The sequence below is a fragment of the bacterium genome, assembly GCA_026708055.1.
Taxonomy (GTDB): domain Bacteria; phylum Actinomycetota; class Acidimicrobiia; order Acidimicrobiales; family CATQHL01; genus VXNF01.
In genome coordinates this window covers 10,110-32,209 of sequence record JAPOVS010000069.1, presented here as the reverse complement: position 1 = coordinate 32,209, position 22,100 = coordinate 10,110, and the positions used below count along the sequence as shown (strand labels likewise).

General features: G+C 72.0%; 19 protein-coding genes. 15 read left to right on the top strand and 4 right to left on the bottom strand.

Features of this window, described 5'->3' with window-relative positions; translation table 11 throughout:
* The first annotated feature begins 62 nt into the window (after window positions 1–62).
* The 12 genes from lysS (at window position 63) to OXG55_14825 (ending at window position 15,657) form a co-directional block, all read left to right on the top strand.
* Window positions 63–1,511, top strand: a complete 1,449-nt coding sequence (lysS, locus tag OXG55_14880) for a lysine--tRNA ligase (GenBank protein ID MCY4104523.1) — start codon at window positions 63–65, stop codon at window positions 1,509–1,511.
* 2 nt (window positions 1,512–1,513) lie between these two features.
* Window positions 1,514–2,353: a type III pantothenate kinase gene (locus tag OXG55_14875; GenBank protein ID MCY4104522.1), complete on the top strand. Its 840-nt coding sequence runs from the start codon at window positions 1,514–1,516 to the stop codon at window positions 2,351–2,353.
* Complete coding sequence (fdhD, locus tag OXG55_14870; protein ID MCY4104521.1) at window positions 2,353–3,141, top strand: formate dehydrogenase accessory sulfurtransferase FdhD; 789 nt, start codon at window positions 2,353–2,355, stop codon at window positions 3,139–3,141. The genes OXG55_14875 and fdhD overlap by 1 nt, the downstream gene beginning before the upstream one ends.
* A gap of 148 nt (window positions 3,142–3,289) precedes the next feature.
* Window positions 3,290–4,018: a chlorite dismutase family protein gene (locus OXG55_14865; GenBank protein MCY4104520.1), complete on the top strand. Its 729-nt coding sequence runs from the start codon at window positions 3,290–3,292 to the stop codon at window positions 4,016–4,018.
* Window positions 4,019–4,136: 118 nt separating this feature from the next.
* A complete protein-coding gene (gene larE / locus OXG55_14860) occupies window positions 4,137–5,021 on the top strand; it encodes an ATP-dependent sacrificial sulfur transferase LarE (protein ID MCY4104519.1) in 885 nt (294 codons plus the stop codon).
* Between the two features lie 57 nt (window positions 5,022–5,078).
* On the top strand, window positions 5,079–7,430 hold the full coding sequence (locus tag OXG55_14855; protein ID MCY4104518.1) for a [protein-PII] uridylyltransferase: 2,352 nt from the start codon (window positions 5,079–5,081) through the stop codon (window positions 7,428–7,430).
* Window positions 7,431–7,437: 7 nt separating this feature from the next.
* Window positions 7,438–8,199, top strand: coding sequence for an NUDIX hydrolase N-terminal domain-containing protein (locus OXG55_14850; protein ID MCY4104517.1), 762 nt, complete (start codon window positions 7,438–7,440; stop codon window positions 8,197–8,199).
* Window positions 8,200–8,366: 167 nt separating this feature from the next.
* Window positions 8,367–10,979, top strand: coding sequence for a branched-chain amino acid ABC transporter substrate-binding protein (locus tag OXG55_14845; GenBank protein ID MCY4104516.1), 2,613 nt, complete (start codon window positions 8,367–8,369; stop codon window positions 10,977–10,979).
* Between the two features lie 69 nt (window positions 10,980–11,048).
* The gene (locus OXG55_14840) at window positions 11,049–12,170 is read left to right on the top strand and encodes a branched-chain amino acid ABC transporter permease (protein ID MCY4104515.1); all 1,122 of its coding nucleotides are present in this window, start codon (window positions 11,049–11,051) and stop codon (window positions 12,168–12,170) included.
* Window positions 12,167–14,002 (top strand): branched-chain amino acid ABC transporter permease, encoded by a 1,836-nt coding sequence (locus OXG55_14835; protein MCY4104514.1) that lies wholly within the window; start codon window positions 12,167–12,169, stop codon window positions 14,000–14,002. Before OXG55_14840 ends, OXG55_14835 begins: the two co-directional genes overlap by 4 nt.
* Complete coding sequence (locus OXG55_14830; protein MCY4104513.1) at window positions 13,999–14,811, top strand: ABC transporter ATP-binding protein; 813 nt, start codon at window positions 13,999–14,001, stop codon at window positions 14,809–14,811. Before OXG55_14835 ends, OXG55_14830 begins: the two co-directional genes overlap by 4 nt.
* 147 nt (window positions 14,812–14,958) lie before the next feature.
* Window positions 14,959–15,657 (top strand): ABC transporter ATP-binding protein, encoded by a 699-nt coding sequence (locus OXG55_14825; GenBank protein ID MCY4104512.1) that lies wholly within the window; start codon window positions 14,959–14,961, stop codon window positions 15,655–15,657.
* A gap of 228 nt (window positions 15,658–15,885) precedes the next feature.
* Here the strand turns inward: OXG55_14825 and OXG55_14820 are convergent, their stop codons facing one another.
* On the bottom strand, window positions 15,886–16,770 hold the full coding sequence (locus tag OXG55_14820; protein ID MCY4104511.1) for a PAC2 family protein: 885 nt from the start codon (window positions 16,768–16,770) through the stop codon (window positions 15,886–15,888).
* 206 nt (window positions 16,771–16,976) lie between these two features.
* Between OXG55_14820 and OXG55_14815 the strand changes: the two genes are divergently transcribed.
* The 3 genes from OXG55_14815 to OXG55_14805 are packed head-to-tail and all read left to right on the top strand — an operon-like array spanning window position 16,977 to window position 18,557.
* Window positions 16,977–17,426 (top strand): GNAT family N-acetyltransferase, encoded by a 450-nt coding sequence (locus OXG55_14815; GenBank protein MCY4104510.1) that lies wholly within the window; start codon window positions 16,977–16,979, stop codon window positions 17,424–17,426.
* Window positions 17,423–17,926 (top strand): GtrA family protein, encoded by a 504-nt coding sequence (locus OXG55_14810; GenBank protein ID MCY4104509.1) that lies wholly within the window; start codon window positions 17,423–17,425, stop codon window positions 17,924–17,926. Before OXG55_14815 ends, OXG55_14810 begins: the two co-directional genes overlap by 4 nt.
* A gap of 58 nt (window positions 17,927–17,984) precedes the next feature.
* Window positions 17,985–18,557: a class I SAM-dependent methyltransferase gene (locus tag OXG55_14805; GenBank protein ID MCY4104508.1), complete on the top strand. Its 573-nt coding sequence runs from the start codon at window positions 17,985–17,987 to the stop codon at window positions 18,555–18,557.
* A 74-nt stretch (window positions 18,558–18,631) separates the two neighbouring features.
* Here the strand turns inward: OXG55_14805 and OXG55_14800 are convergent, their stop codons facing one another.
* The 3 genes from OXG55_14800 to OXG55_14790 form a co-directional block, all read right to left on the bottom strand.
* Window positions 18,632–20,500 (bottom strand): class I SAM-dependent methyltransferase, encoded by a 1,869-nt coding sequence (locus tag OXG55_14800; GenBank protein ID MCY4104507.1) that lies wholly within the window; start codon window positions 20,498–20,500, stop codon window positions 18,632–18,634.
* Between the two features lie 2 nt (window positions 20,501–20,502).
* Window positions 20,503–21,819 (bottom strand): glycosyltransferase family 4 protein, encoded by a 1,317-nt coding sequence (locus OXG55_14795; GenBank protein ID MCY4104506.1) that lies wholly within the window; start codon window positions 21,817–21,819, stop codon window positions 20,503–20,505.
* Between the two features lie 67 nt (window positions 21,820–21,886).
* On the bottom strand, window positions 21,887–22,100 hold a 214-nt coding region (locus OXG55_14790), incomplete at its 5' end, for a hypothetical protein (protein ID MCY4104505.1).

Below are 22,100 nucleotides of genomic sequence, written 5' to 3'. Positions count from 1 at the left end.
CCGCGCCAGCCCGACCGGCCCCACCGGCCCGTCAACCAGACCGATCAGCCAGAGGCACGCTCGTGACCGACCGCAGGGACATCCCCTACCGCTTCGAGCCGACCGACACGGCGGCGCAGCTGCACGCGGCCCACGGCGAGTTGGCTGCCGGCGAGTCCTCCGGGGTCCAGGCCACCGTGGCCGGGCGGCTCATGCTGCGCCGGGTGCAGGGAAGGCTCTGCTTCGGAACGCTCGACGACGCCAGCGGCGAGCGCATCCAGCTCTTCGCCCCCGCGGCCGCCACACCCGACTACGAGGAGTTCTGCGCGCTGTCCATCGGCGACTGGGTCGGCGCCGCCGGCGAGGTCATGAAGACCCGCAGGGGCGAGCTGTCGGTGCAGGTGGGGGACTGGCGGCTGCTGGCCGAGGCCCGCCGGGCGTTCCCCGACAAGTGGCACGGCATGGCCGACACCGACACCCGCTACCGGCAGCGCTACGTGGACCTGTGGGTCACGCCGGCCACCCGCCGGGCGTTCGAGGTCCGCAGCGCGGCGGTGGCGGCGATCCGCGCCGAACTGGCCGCCCGGGACTTCACCGAGGTGGAGACGCCGATGCTGCATCCCATCCCGGGCGGGGCGGCCGCACGACCCTTCGTCACCCACCACAACGCCCTGGACTGCGACTTCTACCTGCGCGTCGCCCCCGAGCTGTACCTGAAGCGGCTGGTCGTGGGCGGCCTGCCCCGCGTCTACGAGCTGGGGAGGATCTTCCGCAACGAGGGCCTGTCGCCCCGCCACAGTCCCGAGTTCACCATGCTCGAGCTCTACCAGGCCTACGCCGACTACACCGACATGATGGTCCTCATCGAGGAGCTCAGCGCCGCCGCGGCCGCCGCCGCCACCGGCAGCACCCGGATCGGCGTCGACGGGGGCAGCCTCGACCTGGCCCCGCCGTGGCGCCGCGCCACGATGGCCGAAGTGGTCTCGGAGTTCGCCGGGCGCGAGCTGCCGGCCACCGGCACCCCCGACAGCCCGGCGGCCGCGGACCTGCGCGGCGAGGCCGACCGCCTGGAGGTGGCCACCGAGGCGGGCTGGTCGGCGGGGCGCATCCTGGCGGAGATCTACGAGCGCCGCGTCGAGTCCGAGCTGCGGGGCCCGCTGTTCGTGTGCGACTTCCCGCTGGAGGTGTCGCCGCTGGCGCGCCGCCATCGCCGCGTCGACGGCCTGGCGGAGCGATTCGAGGCGGTGGTCGCCGGGCGGGAACTGGGCAACGCCTTCACCGAGCTGGCGGACCCCGACGAGCAGCGCAGCCGCTTCGCCGACCAGGAGCACCGCCGCCGCGGCGGCGACAGCGAGGCCATGACCACCGACGAGGACTACCTGCGGGCCCTGTCCTACGGGCTGCCGCCCACCGGGGGGCTCGGTCTCGGCATCGACCGCCTCGTCATGCTGCTGTGCGGCGCCGAGACGATCCGCGACGTGGTGCTGTTCCCCACGCTGCGGCCCGAGGCCGGCGCCGCCGGAGACTCCTAGCCGTGCTGCTGGCCATCGACGTGGGGAACACCCAGACGGTTCTGGGGCTCTACGAGCTGGGCGATCCGGCGAGCCTGGAGACCGCCGAGGGCGGGCTGGTGGGCCACTGGCGGGCCGCGACCAACGGCGACGCCACCGCCGACGAGCTGGCGGTGCTGATCGACGGGTTCCTGGCGGTGGAGCACTGGGAGTTGCTCGGCCACGTGTCGGGCGTGGCCGTGGCCTCCGGCGTGCCGCGGATCACCGCCGCGCTGCGGGAGCTGGTGGCGCACTACTTCGATTTCGAACCTGTGGTGATCGAGCCCGGCGTGCGCAGCGGCATCCCGATTCGCTACGACGACCCGCGCGAGGTGGGCGCCGACCGCATCGCCAACGCGGTCGGCGCGGTGGCGCTCTACGGGGGGCCGACGATCGTCGTGGACTTCGGCACCGGCACCACCTTCGACGTCATCAGTTCGGCGTGCGAGTACCTGGGCGGCGTCATCTCGCCGGGCGTCGAGATCAGCCTCGAAGCGCTGTTCGAGCGGGCGGCCGCACTGCGGTCGGTGGAGTTGACCGCGCCCCGGAACGTCATCGGCACCAGCACGGCCGAATCGCTGCAGTCCGGCGCCATCTACGGCTACGCCGCGCAGGTGGACGGCCTGTGCGGGCGCATCATGGCCGAGATCGGCGAGGCCACCGTCGTGGGGACCGGCGGCCTGGCCGACCTGATCGCGCCCCACACGGCCTGCATCCAGCACGTGCAGCCGTGGCTCACCCTGCACGGGCTGCGGATCGTCTGGCACAAGAACGCCGAGGGTCATCCCGACGCCGGTTCGGGCGACCGGACCAGGGGCGGCTAGTGGCCCGGAGCCGCACGGAGCGGTTCATCACCAGCCGCCTCGACGGCGGGTCCGTCCTCCGCGAGCCCGACACCCTGATCGTGGAGGAACCCCTCTCGATCCGCCTCGACGACACCCTCGTCGCCACCACGATGCGCACCCCGGGGCACGACTTCGAGCTGGCGGCGGGGTTCTGCCACGCCGAGGGCTGGTTGGACGGCGCCGCTGTCCGCCGCATCCGCTACTGCGGCGAGGGGCCGCCCGTGGAGTCGGAGTTCAACGTGGTGTCGGTGGAGACCGACGGGAAGGGGCCGCCGCCGACACCCCGGCTGGGCATCACCTCCTCGGCCTGCGGCATCTGCGGCAGCGAGGCGGTGGAACGGCTGGCCGAGACGCTGGCACCCTTGCCGGAGGCGGAGCGATTCGAGCCCGCCACCCTGGCCGAGTTGCCCGACCGGATGCGTGAGATGCAGGACCTCTTCGACGCCACCGGCGCGGTGCACGCCGCCGGCGCCGCCGACCGCTCCGGGGAACCGCTGCTGGTGCGGGAGGACATCGGCCGGCACAACGCCGTGGACAAGGTGGTGGGTCGCCTGCTGCTTGACGGGGCGCTGCCGGCCACCTCGCTGTGCCTCTACGTGAGCGGTCGGGCCTCCTTCGAGATGGTCCAGAAGGCCTGGGCGGCGGGGTTCAGCGCCCTCGTGGCGGTGAGCGCGCCGTCGGCGCTGGCGGTGCAGGTGGCCCGCAGCGCCGGCCTGCAACTCGGCGGCTTCGCCCGCGACGGCACGGTTCGCATCTACGCCGACTGAGCAGTTCTCGGTGCGCGGTCCGGCCCGGGCGGGGGCCGGGGTGCCGTTCGCTCCTTCGCGCGGGCGCAAGGCGTCGCGAATCGGCTCCCCGTCCCCCGCCCTCGATTGTTCGCTGCCGTCGGAGTGGGGCCGCCGGTAACCTCGGCCCATGTCCGGACCTCTTGATTCCGAGCGCGCGCCCGAGCCCGTGACTCCCGGCGAGGGGCTTGGTGTGCTGCACCTGTTCTGCCGGCTGGGTGCGGGCTGGAACGGTGAAGCTGTGGTTGGTGCCGTCAGTGCGGCGATCGATCGCGGCACCCAGGTGGTGTCGGTGGCGATCCTCGGGCACAAGGCGGACGTGGGCTTCATGGCGCTGGACGCCGACCTTTGGAACCTGCGGCTGCTGCAGCGCGACTTGGCGGCGACCGGGCTCGAGGCGGTGGCGTCGTACGTGTCGCTGACCGAGGTCTCCGAGTACGCCGCCGAGGTGCCCGAGGAGTTGAAGCGGCACCGCCTCTACCCGCAGCTGCCGCCGCCCGGCAAGCCGGCGTGGTGCTTCTATCCCATGTCCAAGCGCCGCGGCGAGCAGCAGAACTGGTTCACGCTGCCCTTCGAGGAGCGCAAGGAGCTGATGGGTGGGCACGGATCCTCGGGGCGCAACTTCTCGGGCCGCGTGCTGCAGGTGGTCACCGGCTCGACGGGCATCGACGACTTCGAGTGGGGCGTCACGCTCTTCGCCGCCCGCCCCGATGATCTGAAGGACGTGGTCTACACGTTGCGCTACGACCGGGCCTCGGCGATCTACGCCGAGTTCGGCCCGTTCTACGCCGGGATGGTCACCCCGCTGGAGGACCTGGTGGTCCTGCTGGCCGCGCCCGGCGGGGACGGTCCGCCCTGACGACCGGCGCGCCGGGCGGGCCGGCGCAGGCCCTGCGGGTGCGGCCGCTGTAGCCTGCTGGCGGGGGGCCGGACCGGCACAGTGACAGCCGGCCGGCGCAGGGACGGCGAGGAGCACCGTGACCGACATCCGCACGGCCAGCACCGCAGACACCGCCGTCGCCGCACGGCTCGCCTCCTTGCGGACGCTGCTGTCGGAGGCCGCCCCGGTCGTGGTGGCCTTCAGCGGTGGCGTGGATTCCTCGCTGCTGGCCTGGGTTGCCAACGACGAACTGGGGCCGCAGCGGGCGCACGCCGTGACCGCTGTGTCACCCTCGCTGGCAGAGATCGAGCGCCACGACGCCCGCCGCCTGGCCGAGTCCTGGGGCGTGCGCCACAGCGAGGTGGAGACCCTCGAGATGGAGCGCGCCGCCTACCGCCGCAACGACGCCCAGCGCTGCGCCCACTGCAAGGACGCCCTCATGGACGCCCTGGAGCCGGTGGCCGGCGCCGAAGGGGCCACCGTCGTCCTCGGAGTGAACCTGGACGACCTGGGCGACCACCGCCCCGGCGTGGACGCCTCCGCGAGCCGCGGCGCCCGCTTCCCCCTCGTGGAGGCCGGATTCACCAAGGAGGACGTGCGGGCCGCGGCCCGGCTGCTGGCCCTGGAGGTCTGGGACAAGCCCGCGGCGCCGTGCCTGGCGTCTCGGCTGCCCTACGGCACGCCGGTCTCGGCGCCGGTACTGCGCACCGTCGGGGAGGCCGAGGCCGCCCTGGCGCGACTCGGATTCGAGGAACTCCGCGTGCGCCACTATGACGATCTGGCGCGGATCGAGGTGCCGCCGGATCGGCTGGGCGACGTCGTGGCCGCCCGGGCCGCGGTCGTGGCCGCCGTGCGGGCGGCCGGCTACAGCTACGTGACCCTCGATCTGGAGGGCCTGCGCTCGGGCAACCTCAACGCCGCCCTCGGCGAGGCGGTCGGCGCCGCCACCGCGACCGGCAACGCGGCCGCCAACGCGGGTTGAGACCGTGGGCGGGCTGACCGACACCGGCCCGGGCGCGCCGCAGCACGTCAGACGCAGATGACCGCACCCACCGCCGCCGCCGGCATACGCCCCCTCGACCGGCAGCGGATCATCGCCGACCGGCGCCTGGCGGGGGCTGTGTTCTGCCGTGCCTACAGCCGCCGCGTGGACGAGTGGCTGGCAGAGGTGTACCGCGGCGCCGGCGGTCCCGAGCGGGGTGTGGCGCTGATCGCCGTCGGCGGGTACGGCCGCTCCGAGCTGAGCCCCGAGAGCGACCTCGACCTGTTGTTGCTGTACGAGCGGGGCCAGGACGTCACCGAGTTGGCAGGCGAGCTGTGGTACCCCGTGTGGAACGAGGGCCTGAAGCTCGGCCACGCCGTGCGCACCGTGCCCGAGACGCTGCAGCTGGCGTCGGACGATCTCGACACGGCCACGTCGCTGCTGTCGGCGCGTTGCGTGGCCGGCGATCCGAGCCTCGCCGAGCGCCTCGTCGGAGGCGCCCGCGACCAGTGGTCCCGCCGGGCTCGCCGCTGGCTGCCCCAGCTGGCCTCCGACGCCCGCTGGCGGGAGTTCGAGCACGGGGAGGTCGCCTTCCGGCTGCAGCCCGACCTGAAGGAGTCCACCGGCGGCATGCGCGACCTGCAGGCGCTGCGCTACGTGGCGCTGGCTCGGCCCGACCTCGCCGATCCCGACAGCACGATGGTGCGCGGCGCCCACGAGACCCTGCTGGCCGCCCGCGTCGAGCTGCACCGCGCCACCGGCAACGCCCGCAACCTGCTCACCCTGGAGGTGCAGGCCGACGTGGCTGCCGCGCTCGGTCACACCACGGTGGAGGACTTCATGACCGCGGTGGCGGCGGCGGGACGCACGGTCGGCTGGGTGGCCGACGAGGCCTGGGCGGGTGTCGAGCACTGGACGGCGCCGCGCGGGATGCGCCGCCGTCGCCCCGCGGTCACGACCCTCGAGGCGGGTGTCCAGATCCGCCACGACCGCAACGAGCTGCGCCTGACGCCGGAGGTGTCGGTGAGCGGCGATGCGCTGCTGCCCCTGCGGGTGGCGGTGGCGGCGGCGGGCCGCGGCACCCGCATCGAGCGCGACTCCCTGCTGCGGCTCGGCGCCGAGATGACGCCGCTCGGCGACCCCTGGCCGGCCGGCGCCCGGGAGCTGTTCGTGGAGTTGCTGGCCTGCGGGCGCAACGCCATCCCCATCATCGAGGCGCTCGACCAGGCGGGCGCCGTGGTCAAGATCCTGCCCGAGTGGGAGACCTGCCGGAGCCGCCTGCAACGCAACGACTACCACCGCTTCACCGTGGACCGCCACCTCTGCGAGACGGCCGCCCAGGCCGCCGACATGATCGCCGGCGGCGAGGTGAGCGTGCGCCGCCGGGATCTGCTGCTGGTGGCGTCCCTGCTGCACGACCTCGGCAAGGGCTACCCCGGCGATCACACCACCGTCGGCATGGAGCTCATGGACGTCATCGGCCGCCGCATGGGCTTCGACGCCGACGACGTGGCCACGCTCGTGCGGCTCGTGGAACTCCACCTGCTGCTGCCCGACGTGGCCATCCGGCGCGACATCGACGAGATCAGCACGGTGCAGCGGGTGGCCGAGCAGGTGGGCAGCGTCGAGATGCTGCAACTGCTCGCAGCCCTGACCGAGGCCGATGCGATCTCCACGGGCCCATCGGTGTGGACCCGCTGGAAGGCCGACCTCGTGCGGGGGCTGGTGCGCCGCACCGAGAACTACCTCCGCGGCGGCGTGCTCGGCGGCGAACCGGACGCGTTCCCCACCCCCGAGGTGAGCGAGGCCATGGCGGTCGGGACCGAGCTGCTGGAGGTCTCCGAGCGGCAACTGATCGTGGTCGTGCCGAGCGCGCCGACGGTGCTGGGCGCGGTCGCCGGAGCGATCAGCCTCAACGGTCTGAACGTCCTCTCCGCGGCGGTGCACACCGCCGCCGGCATGACGGCGCTCGCGGTGTTCGTGGAGCCGCCGCCGGGAGTGGGGTTGGAGTGGCCGCCGGTGCTGGCCGACGTGCGCGCCGCGCTCGCCGGCGAGTTGGTGCCCGGCGAGCGGCTGGCCCGCTGGGCGCACGCCGCCTCGGGTGCCGGCGATCCGCTGGCTCCCGAGCCGGTGACCGAGTCCTACGTGAAGTTCGACAACGAGATCTCCTCGGTGACGGTGATCGAGGTGGCGGCACCCGACAGCCTCGGCCTGCTCCACTGGATCACCGAGGCGCTGGTGCGCTCCGGCCTGCACATCGGGCAGGCGAAGGTGCAGACCCTGGGCGACCACGTCGTGGACTCCTTCTACGTGCACGACGGCAGCGGCGGCAGGATCACCGACCCGGAGCGGCTCGAGCGGATCGCCGCGGCGGTGCGCGAGGCGGCGGGCATCGCGCCGGCGCCATGACGAGGCAATGACGGGCCCGCCGCCGAGCAGCCCCGCAGGGGGTTCCCCCGCGGGTGGCGGAACCCCGCACGGCGACCCCGTCGCCGACCCCATCGGCCAACCCATTGACGAACTGGAGTTGCTGCGCTGGAGCGAGGCGCTGGCCGGCATCGCCCGCACCGGCCTGGGGTTTACCGACAGCCACTACGAGCGCGAGCGGTTCGAGGAGGTGCTGGCCGTGGCCGCCGACATCGCCGCCGCGGCGGGCCGCTGCTGTGACCCTGCCACGCAGATCACCGAGTGGATCGCCGCGGTGGGCGAGGGAGTGCCCGGCTACGTCACCCCCAAAGTGGCCGTGGGCGCGGTCGTGAGCGACGACGACGGGAGGGTGCTGCTGATCCGCCGGGCGGACTCGGGGTACTGGCTGTACCCCACCGGCTGGGCCGACGTGGGCTACTCGTCCTCGGAGATCGCGGTCAAGGAGGTGGCGGAGGAGACCGGCATCGACTGCGAGCCGGTCCGGCTCATCGCGGTGCTCGACAGCATGCGCCACGGCTTCACGTCGGTGCCCACCTACTCCCTGGTGTACCACTGCCGGGCGCTGGGCGGGGAGTTGCGCGCCCACCCGGTGGAGTGCACCGGCGTGGGGTTCTTCTCACAGGACGACCTGCCGTCCCCGCTGGCCGGACCGGACATCTGGGTGGAGCACGCCTTCAGCTCGGTGCGCGGCGAGGTCACGGACGTCCTCTTCGACGCTCCCCGGGAGCCGCTCTGGCGCGCCCGGACCTGAGACAGCGCGCGAGCCTCTCGCGATCATTCGACATTCGTATGAGAACAGTCGTCAATAGGTGTCATCCATCGATGGTGATTCGTACCTGTCAGCCTGCCGTCCCGGTAGGTTTGTGGGCCAACTAGTGTCCCCAAGTGGACCGTCGACTCAAAGAGGAGGGGATCGGCATGTTCGGATCCGGTAGGTCTGTCCGTCTTCTTTACTCGCTGCTCGCATCGCTCCTGTGCGTCGTCCTCGTGGCCGCCGCCTGCGGCGACGCTGAGGACGACACCGCCCAGCCCACCGCCACCACCGCGGCGGAGCCCACGGCCACCACGGAGGTGCCCGCGGGGCCCGACGAGGCCCCAGCGGTGGACATGACCCACCTGGGCGACGGGTCGCTGGGCGTCGTGACCGTCGAGGCGGGCGACGCCATCCAGATCCGCTCGCTGAACGCCATCTCCGGTGACGTGGCGTTCTTCGGCCTGCCCATCGAGCGGTCGGTGGTGCTGGCGATCCGGGACTACGGCCCGATCAAGGGCTTCGACGTCGACCTCGGCACCACGCTGGACGACCTGTGCTCCAACGACGGCGGCCAGGCGGCGGCGCAGACGGTCGTGGCCGACTCCGACGTGGTCGGCGTGATCGGCACGTCGTGCTCGGGTGCGGCGGTGGCGGCGGCGCCGCTGATCGGCGCCGCGGGCATGGTGATCATCTCCGGCGGCAACACCTCGCCGGCCCTCACGTCGGACCTGGCCGGCAACGCCGGGCCCAACTACAGCGAGGGCTATTACCGCACGGCCCACAACGACCTGTTCCAGGGCGCGGCCATGGCCGAGTTCGTGTACAACGAGCTGGGCATCGGCTCCGCCGCGGCGATCCACGACGGTGACCCGTACACCCAGGGCCTGGCCCAGGCGTTCACCGACGCCTTCGCCGCACTCGGCGGCGACGTGACCGGCTTCTCGGCGGTCAACAAGGACGACACCGACATGGTGCCGGTGCTGACCGAGATCGCCGCCGGCAGCCCGGGTGCGCTGTTCTTCCCGATCTTCCAGCCGGCGGGCGACTTCGTCGCCGACCAGGCACCCGGCGTGCCGGGGTTGGAGGGCACGGTGCTGCTGGCCGCCGACGGCCTGCTGAACACCAACTACCTGTCGCTGCCGCAGACCGTCGGCATGTACTTCTCCGGGCCGGATCAGCGCTTCGGCGACAACGTGAACCAGGGCACCGGCAAGTCCGCGGTGGACTTCCTGGAGGCTTACGAGGCCGACTACGGCGAGCGTCCGGCGGCGCCGTTCTGGGCGCACGGCTACGACGCCACCACGCTGCTGCTGGACGCCATCGACGCGGCGTCCTACCTGGACGGCGACAACCTGGTGATCGACCGCCAGGGCGTGCGCGAGTTCCTCAACGGCGTCGAGGGCTACAGCGGCCTCATCGGAACCATCAACTGCGACAACTTCGGCGACTGCGGCTCCTCCCGCATCACCGTGATCCAGAACATCGGCGGCGAGGAGAACGCCGAGGCCAGCCTCGACAACGTGGTCTTCTCGTTCTCGCCGCTGGGCTCGGCCGCCGAGGCCGGATCCATCCCGCCGATCGAGCTGGAGACGCCGTTCGGCGACGGCTCGCTGGGCGTCGTCAGGGTCGAGGCGGGCGACGCGGTCCAGATCCGCTCGCTGAACGCCATCTCGGGCGACGTGGCCTACTTCGGCCTGCCGATCGAGCGCAGCGTGGTCCTGGCGATCAGGGACTACGGCCCGGTGCGCGGCTTCGACGTGGACCTCGGCACCACGCTCGACGACCTGTGCTCCAACGACGGCGGGCAGGCGGCGGCGCAGACGGTCGTGTCCGACTCCGACGTGGTCGGCGTGATCGGCACGTCGTGCTCGGGCGCGGCGGTGGCGGCGGCGCCGCTGATCGGCGCGGCCGGCATGACGATGATCTCCGGGGCCAACACCTCCCCGGCTCTCACGTCGGACCTGGCCGGCAACGCGGGGCCCAACTACAGCGAGGGCTACTACCGCACCGCCCACAACGACCTGTTCCAGGGCGCGGCGATGGCCGCGTTCGTCTACGACGAACTGGGGATCGGGAGCGCCGCGGCCATCCACGACGGCGACCCCTACACCCAAGGCCTGGCGCAGGCGTTCGCTGACGCCTACGCGGCCCTGGGCGGCACGGTGACCGGCTTCTCGGCGGTGAACAAGGAGGACACCGACATGGTGCCCGTGCTGACCGAGATCGCCGCCGGCAGCCCGGGCGCGCTGTTCTTCCCGATCTTCCAGCCGGCGGGCGACTTCATCGCCGACCAGGCGCCGGGCGTGCCGGGGCTGGAGGACACGGTGCTGCTGGCCGCCGACGGCCTGCTGAACACCAACTACCTGGCGCTGCCGCAGACCGCGGGCATGTACTTCTCCGGGCCGGATCAGCGCTTCGGCGACAACGTGAACCAGAGCACCGGCAAGTCGGCGCCGGACTTCCTGGCGGCCTACGAGGCCGACTACGGCGAGCGGCCGGCGGCGCCGTTCTGGGCGCACGGCTACGACGCCACGGCGATGCTGCTGGACGCGATCGTGGCCGCCTCCAGGCTGGACGGTGACACGCTGGTGATCGACCGCCAGGGCGTGCGCGCCTACCTGAACCAACTCCGGGGCTACAGCGGCCTCATCGGCACGATCAACTGCGACGACTTCGGCGACTGCGGCGCCGCCCGCATCACCGTCGTCCAGAACATCGGAGGCGAGGCCAACGCCGATGCCAGCATGGAGAACGTCGTCTTCTCCTACGCCCCGTAGCACCCAGAGGCCCGAACTGCAACGCCCGGGACGCCCTCGCCTACTGTTGTAGGCCGTGAGGCGGTTCCGGTGAACGTCAGAGGCGCGCCCCGCACCGGGGCGCCCCGCACCGGTGTCGACCAATTCCTCACGGTCCTGCGCGTCTTCGCCGTCGGGCTGGTTCTCGTCGGCCTGGCGGCGTTCATCGCCCAGGAGATCAACACCGACAACGCCTTCGCCCGCTGGGCCAATCCCGACGCCACCGGCCTCACCGGCGCCCAGTTCCGGGGCCTCGTGGTGTCGGGCATCGCCCAGGGCGCCATGTACGGGCTGATCGCGCTGGGCTACTCCATGGTCTACGGCGTGCTGGGGTTCATCAACTTCGCCCACGGCGAGGTGTTCATGATGGGCGCCATGACCGGCATGATCACTTCCAACAAGCTGGCCGACGCCGGCCTGTGGGAGAGCAACTTCATCGGCTCGTTGGCGCTGGTGATGTTCGGGTCGATCCTGGTGTCGATGTTCCTGGCGGTGGTCATGGAACGGGTCGCCTACCGGCCGCTGCGGGGGGCGCCCCGGCTGATACCGCTCATCACCTCCATCGGCGTGTCGTTCTTCATCCAGAACATGTCGATCGTGCTGTTCGGCCCGGCCAGCAAGTCGTACCCGCGAAGGCCCGACTGGCTGCGGGAGAAGCACACCTTCCTCGAGATCGAGGGCGCCAGGATCATGGTCATCGTGGCCGCGGCCGTCTCGATGATCGCCCTCTGGTACCTCGTGGAGCGCACCAAGGTCGGCAAGGCGATGCGGGCGGTGGCCGAGGACGCCGAGATCGCCGCCCTCATGGGCATCGACGTGAACCGCACCATCGTGAAGGTGTTCGCCGTGGGCGGCGCCTTCGCCGGCATGGCGGGCATCCTCTGGGGGGTCCTGTTCGGCAGCGTCATCCACAACACCGGGTTCCTGCCCGGCATCAAGGCCTTCAGTTCGGCGGTGGTGGGCGGCATCGGCAACCTCGGCGGGGCCATGGTCGGTGGCCTGTTCATCGGGATCGCCGAGTCGGTGGGACCGCTGCTCATCCTGGAGCCGCTGGGCGTCAGCGGGGTGTCGCAGCTGCGCGACGCCGTGGCCTTCGCCATGCTGATCGGCGTGCTGCTGCTGCGGCCCAGCGGCATCTTCGGTGAGCGCCTGCGGGCCGAGGACCGGACATGACCGCCACCGAGATGCGCCCCGGGCCCCCCGAGGAAGAGCTCGCCCCGCCGCGCCGCGCCCGCGACCTGGACTGGCGCCGGCTGGGGCGCTTGGGAGGCGTGGCCGCCTTCGTGGAGATGTTCATCTCGCTCTCGGCCATGCCGGTGCGGCTCGACGAGCGCCTCGTTATCGAGTCGATCCTGAGCCTCGGCTACGTGTTCATCGGGGCCATCCCCATCGTCGTGGGTCACCGCATCGGCCGCCAGGTCAAACTCGAGGGCGTCCCGATCCACGGGCCCGGCCGGTACGAGTTGATCGGCGGCGCCCTGGTGGGGACGCTGGCGGGCGCGGGTCTGTCGCTGCTGGTGGTGCTGATCACCCACTTCGACATCCGGGAGCCGCTGGTGAACTGGAGCCCGCAACTGCGGGATCTGCTCTCCTTCGACCAGGGGCCTGCCTTCGGGGTGCTGATCTGGCTCGGCATCGGCGCCGTCGGAGGCTTCATCGGCGGCGGTCTGCGGCTGCTGGCGACCCGCTGGCGCCGCACGCTGCTGACGATGGCCGCCACGGTCGTCCTCGCCGCGATCCTGGAGCAGCTCGTCGTCGACCTCGTGAGTGGCGTCGGACTGGAGCCGGTGGCCGACTGGTTCTACGCCCGCCGGGGCGGGCTCACCCAGGCCGGCGCGGGGGTGACCGCCGCCATCTCCGGGGTGGCGGCGTTCTTCGGGCGCGGCCGCCTGAAGGTTGCCCGCGAGCGGATCAAGACCCTCGAGGGTCCGGCGCGCACCAGGGCCAACGCCGGGATGATCCTGCTGACCGCGGCGATCCTGATCGTCGTGCCGCTGCTGGTCGGCAGCCTCACCAATGAGCTGCTGGCCAACGTCGGCCTGTTCGTGCTGCTGGCGCTGGGGCTCAACATCGTGGTCGGCCTCGCCGGCATCCTGGACCTCGGCTACGTGGCCTTCTTCGCCGTCGGCAGCTACACCGCGGCGGTGCTGACGGCGGCCACCTCGCCCAGGATCAACCCCGAACTCCCCTGGTTCGTGGCGCTCATCTTCGTGGTCATCGTCACCGGGCTGGTGGGCCTGTTCATCGGGGCGCCGGTCATCCGCATGCGCGGCGACTACCTGGCCATCGTCACCCTGGGTTTCGGCGAGATCATCCGGCTGCTGTTCCTGTCGGACTGGCTCTCGGGTTGGTTCGGCGGATCGCAGGGCATCACCGCCATCGGCGGGGTGGAGATCTTCGGTCTCACGACCGTCGACGGCACCAACCCGCGCAACGTCTTCTACCTGGTGCTGGTCTTCTGCGCCATCGCCATCTACGTCTCGTGGCGACTCGAGCGCTCGCGCCTGGGGCGCGCCTGGATGGCGGTGCGCGAGGACGAGACCGTGGCCGAGGCCATGGGCATCAACACCGTCAACGTCAAGCTGCTGGCCTTCGTGGTGGGCGCTGTCCTCGGCTCCTTCAGCGGCGCCATCTTCGCCAACAAGGTGGGTTCGGTGTTCCCGTCCAGCTTCCTGATCCTGGTGTCGATGGTCATCCTGGTGGTGGTGATCTTCGGGGGCATGGGCAGCATCATCGGCGTCATCGCCGGTGCGGCGCTCCTCATCGGCGTGTTGGGCGGGCCGAAGCAGCCCGGCCTGCTGCAGGAGTTCTCGGAGTTCAAGCTGCTCATCTACGGCGCGCTGCTGGTGTGGATGATGCTGGCCCGGCCCGAGGGGCTCATCCCCAGCGTCCGCCGGTCCCGCGAGCTGCACCAGGAGGAGTTCCTGCAGGACGCCTGGCTGCGGGGCGAGGTCGACACTGATGACGGCAACGGCGACGAGCCCGCGGCGGGGGAGCGCCCATGAGCCGCAGCGCCTCCCCGCTCCTGGAGATCCGGAACCTCGACGTCGACTTCGGCGGCCTCAAGGCGGTCAACGGCCTCAACATGGAGGTGCACGAGGGCGAGATCGTCTCGGTCATCGGCCCCAACGGCGCCGGCAAGACGACGCTGTTCAACGCCATTTCCGCCATGGTGCCCGTCACCGCCGGCGACATCCTCTTCGAGGGTTCGACGCTGCTGGGCCTCGACCCCAACCAGGTGACCGCCCGGGGCGTCGCCCGCACGTTCCAGAACGTGCGGCTGTTCACCAACATGACGATCCTCGAGAACGTCATGGTGGCCCAGCACTGCCGCACGAAGCGGGGCGCCTGGGGGGCGCTGTTCTACACGCGGGGCTTCCGGCGCGAGGAGGATGAGATCCGCACGCGGGGCGAGGAGGCCCTGGGCTTCTTCGGCACCCGGCTGGTCGGCTTCCGGCTCAACCAGCCCGCCTCGGTGCTGTCCTACGCCAACCGCCGCCGCCTGGAGATCGCCCGCGCCATGGCCACGCAGCCGAAGCTCCTCCTCCTCGACGAGCCGGTGGCCGGCATGAACCCCGTGGAGTCCGCGGAGCTGACCCGGCTGATCGGTCGGCTGCGGGACGAGTGGGGCTTCGCCATCGTGTTCATCGAGCACGACATGTCGGTGGTGCGGGACACCTCCGACCGCGTCGTCGTCCTGAACCACGGCGAACTTCTCACCGAGGGCCTCTACGCCGAGGTCTCGATGGACCCCCGCGTGATCGAGGCCTACCTGGGCCGGGACACCATCATCGAGGATGCGCCCACGTCATGAGCGACTCCACCCCCGCCGCTGCGCCGCTGCCCCGCTGTCCGTCATTCCGGCGAAGGCCGGAATCCAGTCGCGCGCCTAGGCGGGCGCGATGATCGTTGGCCCGGTCGCGGGGTGCCCGTCGTGACCGCCGCTGCCCCGCTGCTGGAGATGCGGCAGGTCAACACGCACTACGGCGCGGTGCACGCCCTCAAGGACGTGAACCTGGCGATCCATCCCGGCGAGATGGTCTGCCTGCTCGGCGGCAACGCCAGCGGCAAGTCCACCACCCTGAAGACCCTGCTGGGCATGGTCAAGCCCACCTCCGGTCAGGTCGTGCTCGACGGCGAGGTGGTGAACGACCGCTCCACGGCCTACCGGGTGGAGCGGGGCGTCACCATGGTCCCGGAGAACCGGCGCCTGTTCCAGCGGCTGTCCGTACGGGAGAACCTCCAGCTCGGCGCCTACCTGCGCAGCGACAGCGACGGCATCGCCTCGGACATGGAGTGGGTGTTCGAGCTGTTCCCCCGCGTCAAGGAGCGCCTCAGCCAGAAGTCGGGGACCCTGTCAGGCGGCGAGCAGCAGATGGTGGCGATCGGCCGGGCGCTCATGTCGAGGCCCAAGGTGCTGCTGATGGACGAGCCCTCGATGGGGCTGGCGCCCGCCCTCGTGAAGCAGAACTTCGACCTCATCGAGCAGATCCACGAGGCCGGATTGACCATCTTCATGGTGGAGCAGAACGCCAACATGGCGCTGGGCATCGCCGACCGCGGCTGGGTCCTGCAGACCGGTCGCGTCGTCCTCGACGACACCGCCGAGAACCTGCTCAAACACCCCGACCTCAGAGCGTCCTACCTCGGCGAGGCCTAGCCCGCCGCAGTCCGGGCGGCGGCTCGGGGTGCCGCTTTTCCTTGGTGCGGGGGCACACTGGACTGAAATAGGTTGTGATATCACGAACCGGTTCGCAGAATGGAAGCGCCGCACCCCTCTGCGCTCTGCCAACGACGACAAAGGGGGTGCGGCACCTTCGGTCTGTGACCGTCTTGCACGATACAGATTCGGGTGCCCGTCCGCAAACCCTGGCGCGGGTCGCGGCGATCAGGACTGGTCGCGGAGGAACTTCTCGACTTCTTGGACGAGGCGCGCGGGGTCGTCGGGGTCGACGTCGGGGCTGTTGTCGAAGGCCTGCTCGAGTTCGGCGACGTAGGTCTGGGCGTCGTCGTCGCTGCTGACGAGTTCGTCCACCTCCTGCTCGTACACCAGCGACTGGTGATGCAGGTCACCCGTCTCGACGTCGGTGCCGAGCAGCCCGGCGACCTGCTCGGTGAGCGCCAGGGTGGCCTTCGGCGACGGGTTGCCGGCCGCGTAGGCGGGCACCGACGCCCACAGCGACGCCGAGGCGACGCCCGCCTGGCGGCAGGCCACGCCCAGCACGCCGACGATGCCGGTGGGGCCCTCGTAGCTCGAACTGCGCAGCTGCAGGCGCTCGGCCAGCTCCGTGTCGTCGGTGGAGCCGTAGATCGACACCGGGCGGGTGTGCGGCACATCGGCCAGCAGCGCCCCGAGGGTGACGACGAGCCGCGCCTCGAGGTGCTTGGCGACGCCGAGCACGTGCCGGCAGAACGAACTCCAGCGGAAGTGCGGCTCGATCCCCTCGAGGATGATCACGTCGGTCTCGCTGCCGGGCACGCGGCCGGCCGAGAATCGGTTCGTGGGCCAGGTGAGCCTCCGCTGACCGTCCTCGTCGAGGTGCACGAGCGGGCGGGCAACCGTGAAGTCGTAGAACTCCTCGGGGTCCAGCTCGGCGAAGGCGGTGGTGCGCCACTGCTGCGCCAGGTGCTTGGCCGCGCCGGTGGCTGCGTCGCCGGCGTCGTTCCAGCCGCGGAAGGCGGCCAGCACCACGGGCCGCTCGAGGCGCGGGCGCCTCGTCCACCGGACTTCGGCGAGATCGGGTGTGGGTGACTGCGGCACCGTTTCGTCCACGGGCGAGACCCTACCGCCGCACAGCCCGTCCGCAGAATCCGCCGCCCCTCTCGGCTGTCGATCTGTCCGGTCGGGGCCGCCGGTGGGCGTCGGCGGATCGTCTGGCGAAATCGATCCGGCGTCGTCCCCCCGGCGTCCCCTCCCTCGTGGGTCTCCGGTCCCGGCGGGTGCCCGGTGATCAGGAGGTTCGGCTCTATCCTCGGAGTGTGTCACGGCGCGGTTTGGAGATCTACGAGCCCGGCGTGTGTGACGGTGAGGTGGTGGCGGCGGTCCAGGGGTTGGTGCCGCAGTTGTCGACATCGGCCGCGGCGCCGTCGGCCGAGCAGGTGGCCGAGTTGTGCGAGGCGGAGGCGACGGTGTTGCTCCTGGCGCGGCTCGACGGTGCCATCGTGGGGATGCTCGTGCTGGTGCTGTTCCGGCTGCCGACGGGGATGCGGGCGTGGATCGAGGACGTCGTGGTCGAGAGCGCCGTGCGCGGCGGCGGTGTGGGCGAGGCGCTCACCCGGGAGGCCCTGCGCCGGGCCTCTGCGGCCGGCGCGGTCACCGTCGATCTCACGTCGCGCCCCAGCCGGGCCGCGGCGGTGCGTCTCTACGAGCGCATGGGCTTCGAGCGCCGCGACACGGGCGTCTACCGCTGGCGCGGCGGTGAGGGATGAGCGCCGCGGCCGCTCTGCGCGCCGAGATCCTCCGGGTCCTCGAGGTGGTCCGGGAGCGCTGGCCGGTGTGGTACCGGCTGCTGCGCTACAGCGCGGCGAGCTGCGTCCTGGCGCCGCTCACGTTGCTGCTGCTGTACGTGCTGCACAGCATGGCGGGGTGGGAGGCCTGGCACGCCAACCTGCTGTCGGTGAGCGTCGGCGCGGTGCCCGCGTACCTCATCAACCGGTACTGGGTGTGGAGTCGCAGCGGGCGCAACCGCCTCTGGGGCGAGATCGTGCCGTTCTGGGTGATCACCGTCGTCGGCGCGGTGGCGTCGACGCTGGCTGTCGACGCCGCCAGCCGTTGGGACAACTCGGGGCTGATCGTGCTCGTGAACGTCGGCACCTACGCGGTGCTGTGGCTGGTGAAGTTCTTCGTTCTGGACCGCTACCTGTGGCCGAGCAGGCGGGTGCCGTCGGAGGAACGGGTTCACCGGCCGGCGAGCGCCGCCGGCGCCTGATCCGGGACGGCCGGTGGATCCCCGGCGGCGGGCGCTCGCCGAGGCGGCCCGCGGCTTCATGCCCGCCGACGAGGGGCTCGCCCTCTACGAGGCGGCCGTGGCGGCACCCGAGGGTCCGTTCCTGGAAGTGGGCAGCTACTGCGGGCGCTCGGCGCTGTTCATCGGGGCGGCCGCCGCCGAGCGGGGCACGGTGCTCTTCGCCGTGGACCACCATCGCGGCTCGGAGGAGAACCAGCCCGGCTGGCGCTGGCACGAGCCCGACCTGGTGGATCCCCACAGCGGTCTGATCGACACGCTCCCGCACTTCCGCCGCAACGTGTTCGACGCCGGGCTGGAGGACCATGTCGTCGCCGTCGTCGGCGACTCGCCCCGGCTGGCGGCACTCTGGGGCACGCCGCTGGCCTTCCTGTTCATCGACGGAGGGCACGGTGCCGCCGCCGCCCACGCCGACTACGAGGGCTGGGCGCCGCACCTGGCACCGGGGGGCGTGCTGGCCATCCACGACGTGTTCGATGACCCCGCCGACGGCGGCCGCCCGCCGTATGAGATCTACCTCCGGGCGCTGGAATCGGGCGGCTTCACCGAGATCGGCTTCACCGGCTCGCTGCGGGTGCTGCACCGCACCGGCTGACGACCGGCCGCGGGCCGCGGGGTTGGAGGGGGCGGAGCCGCGCTCGGGCTGCGGCGACCGCCGGGCCGGCCGGCTCAGCCGGCGGCGGGCGGCCCGCCCCGCACCGGCGCCGCCAGGTCGCCGCGGCGGGTGAACAGTCCCGACGCCGCTGTGGCGCCGGTCAGGGCGTCGGCGGCCAGCAACTGGGCCGCGGCGCTGTAGCTGGCCTTCTCGCCGGCGGGGAAGCGGTGCTCCTGGGGCAGCACGATGCCGGTCCAGTAGCGCCCGTCAGCGTCCCGCTGGCGCTGCGACCAGCCGAACAGGTCCCAGGCTTCGGAGGTGAGACCGGCGGCGAGGCACGCCAGGGTGCACTCGGCGGTCTCGGCGGGCGTCACCCAGTCGCGGTCGGCCACGCAGCGCACCCCCCAGCCCTCCAGCACGAAGTCGTCCCAGCGGTCCAGCAGGCGGCGGCGGGCGTCGTCCCCTTGGAGGATCCCGGCCAGCACCGGGTAGTACCAGTCCATTGCGAAGCGGTCCTTGGGGGCGAAGGCGTCGGGCACTCGGCTGATCACGCCGGCCAGGCGGGCGGCGCCCGTCTCCCAGCGCGGGCGCGCGAGGCCGAGTTCGGCGGCGATGGCCACCGCCGACCGCAGGCTGTGGTGGATGCTGCTCGAGCTGGAGAGCAGCGCGAACGGCCACGGCGTGCCGTCGGCGTGGCGCGCCCAGCGGATCTCGCCGCGGGGTTGCTGCAGGTCCAGGGTGAACCCCACGGCCCGCTCCACGACCCGCCACATGGCCTCCAGGAAGCCGCGGTCGCGGGTCATCAGGTAGTGGTGCCAGACGCCGCAGGCCACATAGGCCGTGCAGTTGGCGTCCAGCTTGTGCTCCTCCACGCCGTCGGCCGTGTAGTAGCGGTGCCAGGCGCCGTCACGCCGCTGCGTTGCGGCCAGGAAGTCGTACGCCCGCTCGGCCGCGGCGTGGTACCCGGTGACGTCGAGAGCCATGGCGCACTCGACGTGGTTCCACGGGTCGGCGTGGCCGCCGGGAAACCAGAGGATGAGGCCCGAGTCCAGCTGCCACTCGACGATGCCCTCGGCGGTGGCGGTCACGTCGGCGTGGCTCAGCAGCCCCGGGACCTCGCGCAGGTACTCGGAGGTCACCCGGGGGATCTCGCCGCCGGCCGTCGCCCGGTGCCGGACGCGCCGGCCGGCCCGCGCCGCAGCGCCCGCCCGCTCGGCTGAGGCGCCCGGGTCCTTGACGGCGTACAGCACCACGCTCTTGCCGATGAGCGGGCGCAGCAGGCGCTCGGCCACCCTGGCGATGAGCGGTCGGCGCTCGATCTCCCAGCACAGCAGGCGACGGTAGGCGCGCACCAGGCGGTGGTCGTCGTCGCCCGGGCCGACGGCGCAGCGCAGCCACCAGTAGGGGGAGTGCAGGGCGTGCGCCCGGTGCCGGCCCAGCGGCAGCAGACCCGCCTCGCGCAGCAGGGCTCGCAGGCGGCGCAGCGTGTAGATGCGGACGTGCCCGCCAGGCACGGCGGGGGCGTGGTATTCCTCCGAGAGCAGCCAGCACAGCTTCTCGGGCAGCCACGACGGCACGGTCACCGCCAGCACCCCGCCCGGTCGCAGCACGCGGGCCAACTCCGCCAGCGCCGCGCCGTCGTCGTCGATGTGTTCGAGGACCTCTGCGGCGATGATCCGGTCGAAGCCGCCGTCTGCGAAGGGCAGACGCCGCGCATCGGCGCCGACGGTGATCGCGAAGGCGCCGGCCGGTATCTCCTCGGCGTCGCGCATGGCGGCGACCATGTCTCGGACCTCCGCCAGTTCGGAGCGCCCCAGATCGCAGGCCAGGACGTCGGCGCCGCGGCGCAGCGCGCCGAAGGCGTGGCGGCCGAAGCCGCAGCCCAGATCCAGGACCCTGTGACCGGGCGCGAGCTCGAGACGGCGGTAGTCGACGGTTTCCACGATCAGCGCGCCGAGCGGCGGCCCGTGCCGGCCAGCAGGATGCGGTACTGCTCCACGGTTCGTTCGGCGGTGTGGCGCCAGCTCCAGTTGTCGAGCACGCGGCGCCGCCCGCCCTGCCCGAGCCGCCGGCCGAGTTCGGGGTCGTCGAGGACTCTCTGCAGCGCGCCCGCCAGCGAGGCGGCGTCGCCCGGCGGCACCAGCAGGGCGGTCTCGCCGTCGGGGCCCACGACCTCGGGCAGGGCGCCGCCGGTGGTGGTCACGAGCGGGACGGCGCAACTCATGGCCTCGATGGCCGGCAGCGAGAACCCCTCGTACAGGGACGGCACCACGGCGACGGCGGCCTCGGCGTACAGATTCACGATCTCCGCCTCGCTGAGGTCCGACACGAACCGGACGGCGTCGCTGAGGCCCATCAGCTGGATCCTCTCGAGGGTGGGGCTGTCCGCGCGGGGCCGGCCGATGATCGTGAGCTCCGCCTTGCGGCCGCTGGAGCGCAGTTGAGCCAGCGCCTCCAGCAGGTACGCCATCCCCTTCATCGCCACGTCCGCCGAGGCGGTCGTGACCAGCAGGGCGTCCCGGCGCAGCACCTCTGGCCTCGGCCGGAACACGTCGGGGTCCACGCCGACGGGCACCACGGCGATGCGGTCGGGCGCCACCCGGTGATCGCGGCAGATGTCCAGGAGGGAGGACTCCGACACCGTCAGCACCCGCGGCAGGCGCCTGGCCACACGGGTCTGCATCCTCGTGAAGGAGTACCAGCGCTTCTTCCCGAAGCGCTCCTGGCGGGTCTTGGCCTGAGCCATCTCCAGGCGGCGGTCGACGGTGATCGGATGGTGGATGGTGGCGATGATCGGCAGCCCGGCCCGTCGCAGGGCCAGAATCCCGTAGCCCAGCGACTGGTTGTCGTGCACCAGGTCGAAGTCGTCGGCGCGTCGGCGCAGTTCCTGCCACGCCCGCACGCTGAACGCCAGCGGCTCGGAGAACACTCCCAACCGGGTGGCCCAGACCTCGAGGCGGTCGGCCGCCGTCTTGATCTCCCAGAAGGCGGGTCGCCGGCCGGGGAAGTGGTCGTTGAAGATGTCCAGGCTCGGGAGCTGCCACAGCGGCACCCGCCCGTCGAGTTCCGGATACGGCTGGCCGGAGAACACCTCCACGTGGTGGCCGAGTTCCACGAGCGTCCTGCTGAGCTGTCGCGTGTACACCCCCTGGCCGCCGCAGTGCGGCTTGCCGCGGTAGGTGAGCAGCGCGATCCGCAGGGGGTCATCGTCGGTGCGGCGGGAAGTGGCTGCGGGGAGTCTGGCGTCGGGTGCGAGGATCAAGTGCGAGGCCGCTGTCGTGGTCTGTGGGGCGTGCGCGGGGAGAATCCCGGTGCGCCGCCGAAGGAGTCTAACGACCGGCGCCCCGATGCCCCGGGCGATCCTGCCCGGTCTCCGAGCCGGAGCTGTCGCCGGCGCGCCCGGGCACGGCGCGCAGGTCGCCGCCGGCAGCCGATATCGCGGTGGGCGGGCGGTCCCGCCGGGCGGCCGCGGCGGCGGCCACCACGGCACCCGACAAGACAGCTTTGTCGATGAAGCTATCACCCGCTTGAATGAGGATTTTG

Excerpts from the sequence above, each read along its gene's own strand:
- OXG55_14865 (MCY4104520.1), top strand. The coding sequence starts at position 3,290 with ATGTCCGGACCTCTTGATTCCGAGCGCGCGCCCGAGCCCGTGACTCCC.
- OXG55_14855 (MCY4104518.1), top strand. The coding sequence starts at position 5,079 with ATGACCGCACCCACCGCCGCCGCCGGCATACGCCCCCTCGACCGGCAG.
- OXG55_14850 (MCY4104517.1), top strand. The coding sequence starts at position 7,438 with ATGACGGGCCCGCCGCCGAGCAGCCCCGCAGGGGGTTCCCCCGCGGGT.
- OXG55_14845 (MCY4104516.1), top strand. The coding sequence starts at position 8,367 with ATGTTCGGATCCGGTAGGTCTGTCCGTCTTCTTTACTCGCTGCTCGCA.
- OXG55_14835 (MCY4104514.1), top strand. The coding sequence starts at position 12,167 with ATGACCGCCACCGAGATGCGCCCCGGGCCCCCCGAGGAAGAGCTCGCC.
- OXG55_14830 (MCY4104513.1), top strand. The coding sequence starts at position 13,999 with ATGAGCCGCAGCGCCTCCCCGCTCCTGGAGATCCGGAACCTCGACGTC.
- OXG55_14825 (MCY4104512.1), top strand. The coding sequence starts at position 14,959 with ATGCGGCAGGTCAACACGCACTACGGCGCGGTGCACGCCCTCAAGGAC.
- OXG55_14810 (MCY4104509.1), top strand. The coding sequence starts at position 17,423 with ATGAGCGCCGCGGCCGCTCTGCGCGCCGAGATCCTCCGGGTCCTCGAG.
- OXG55_14805 (MCY4104508.1), top strand. The coding sequence starts at position 17,985 with ATGCCCGCCGACGAGGGGCTCGCCCTCTACGAGGCGGCCGTGGCGGCA.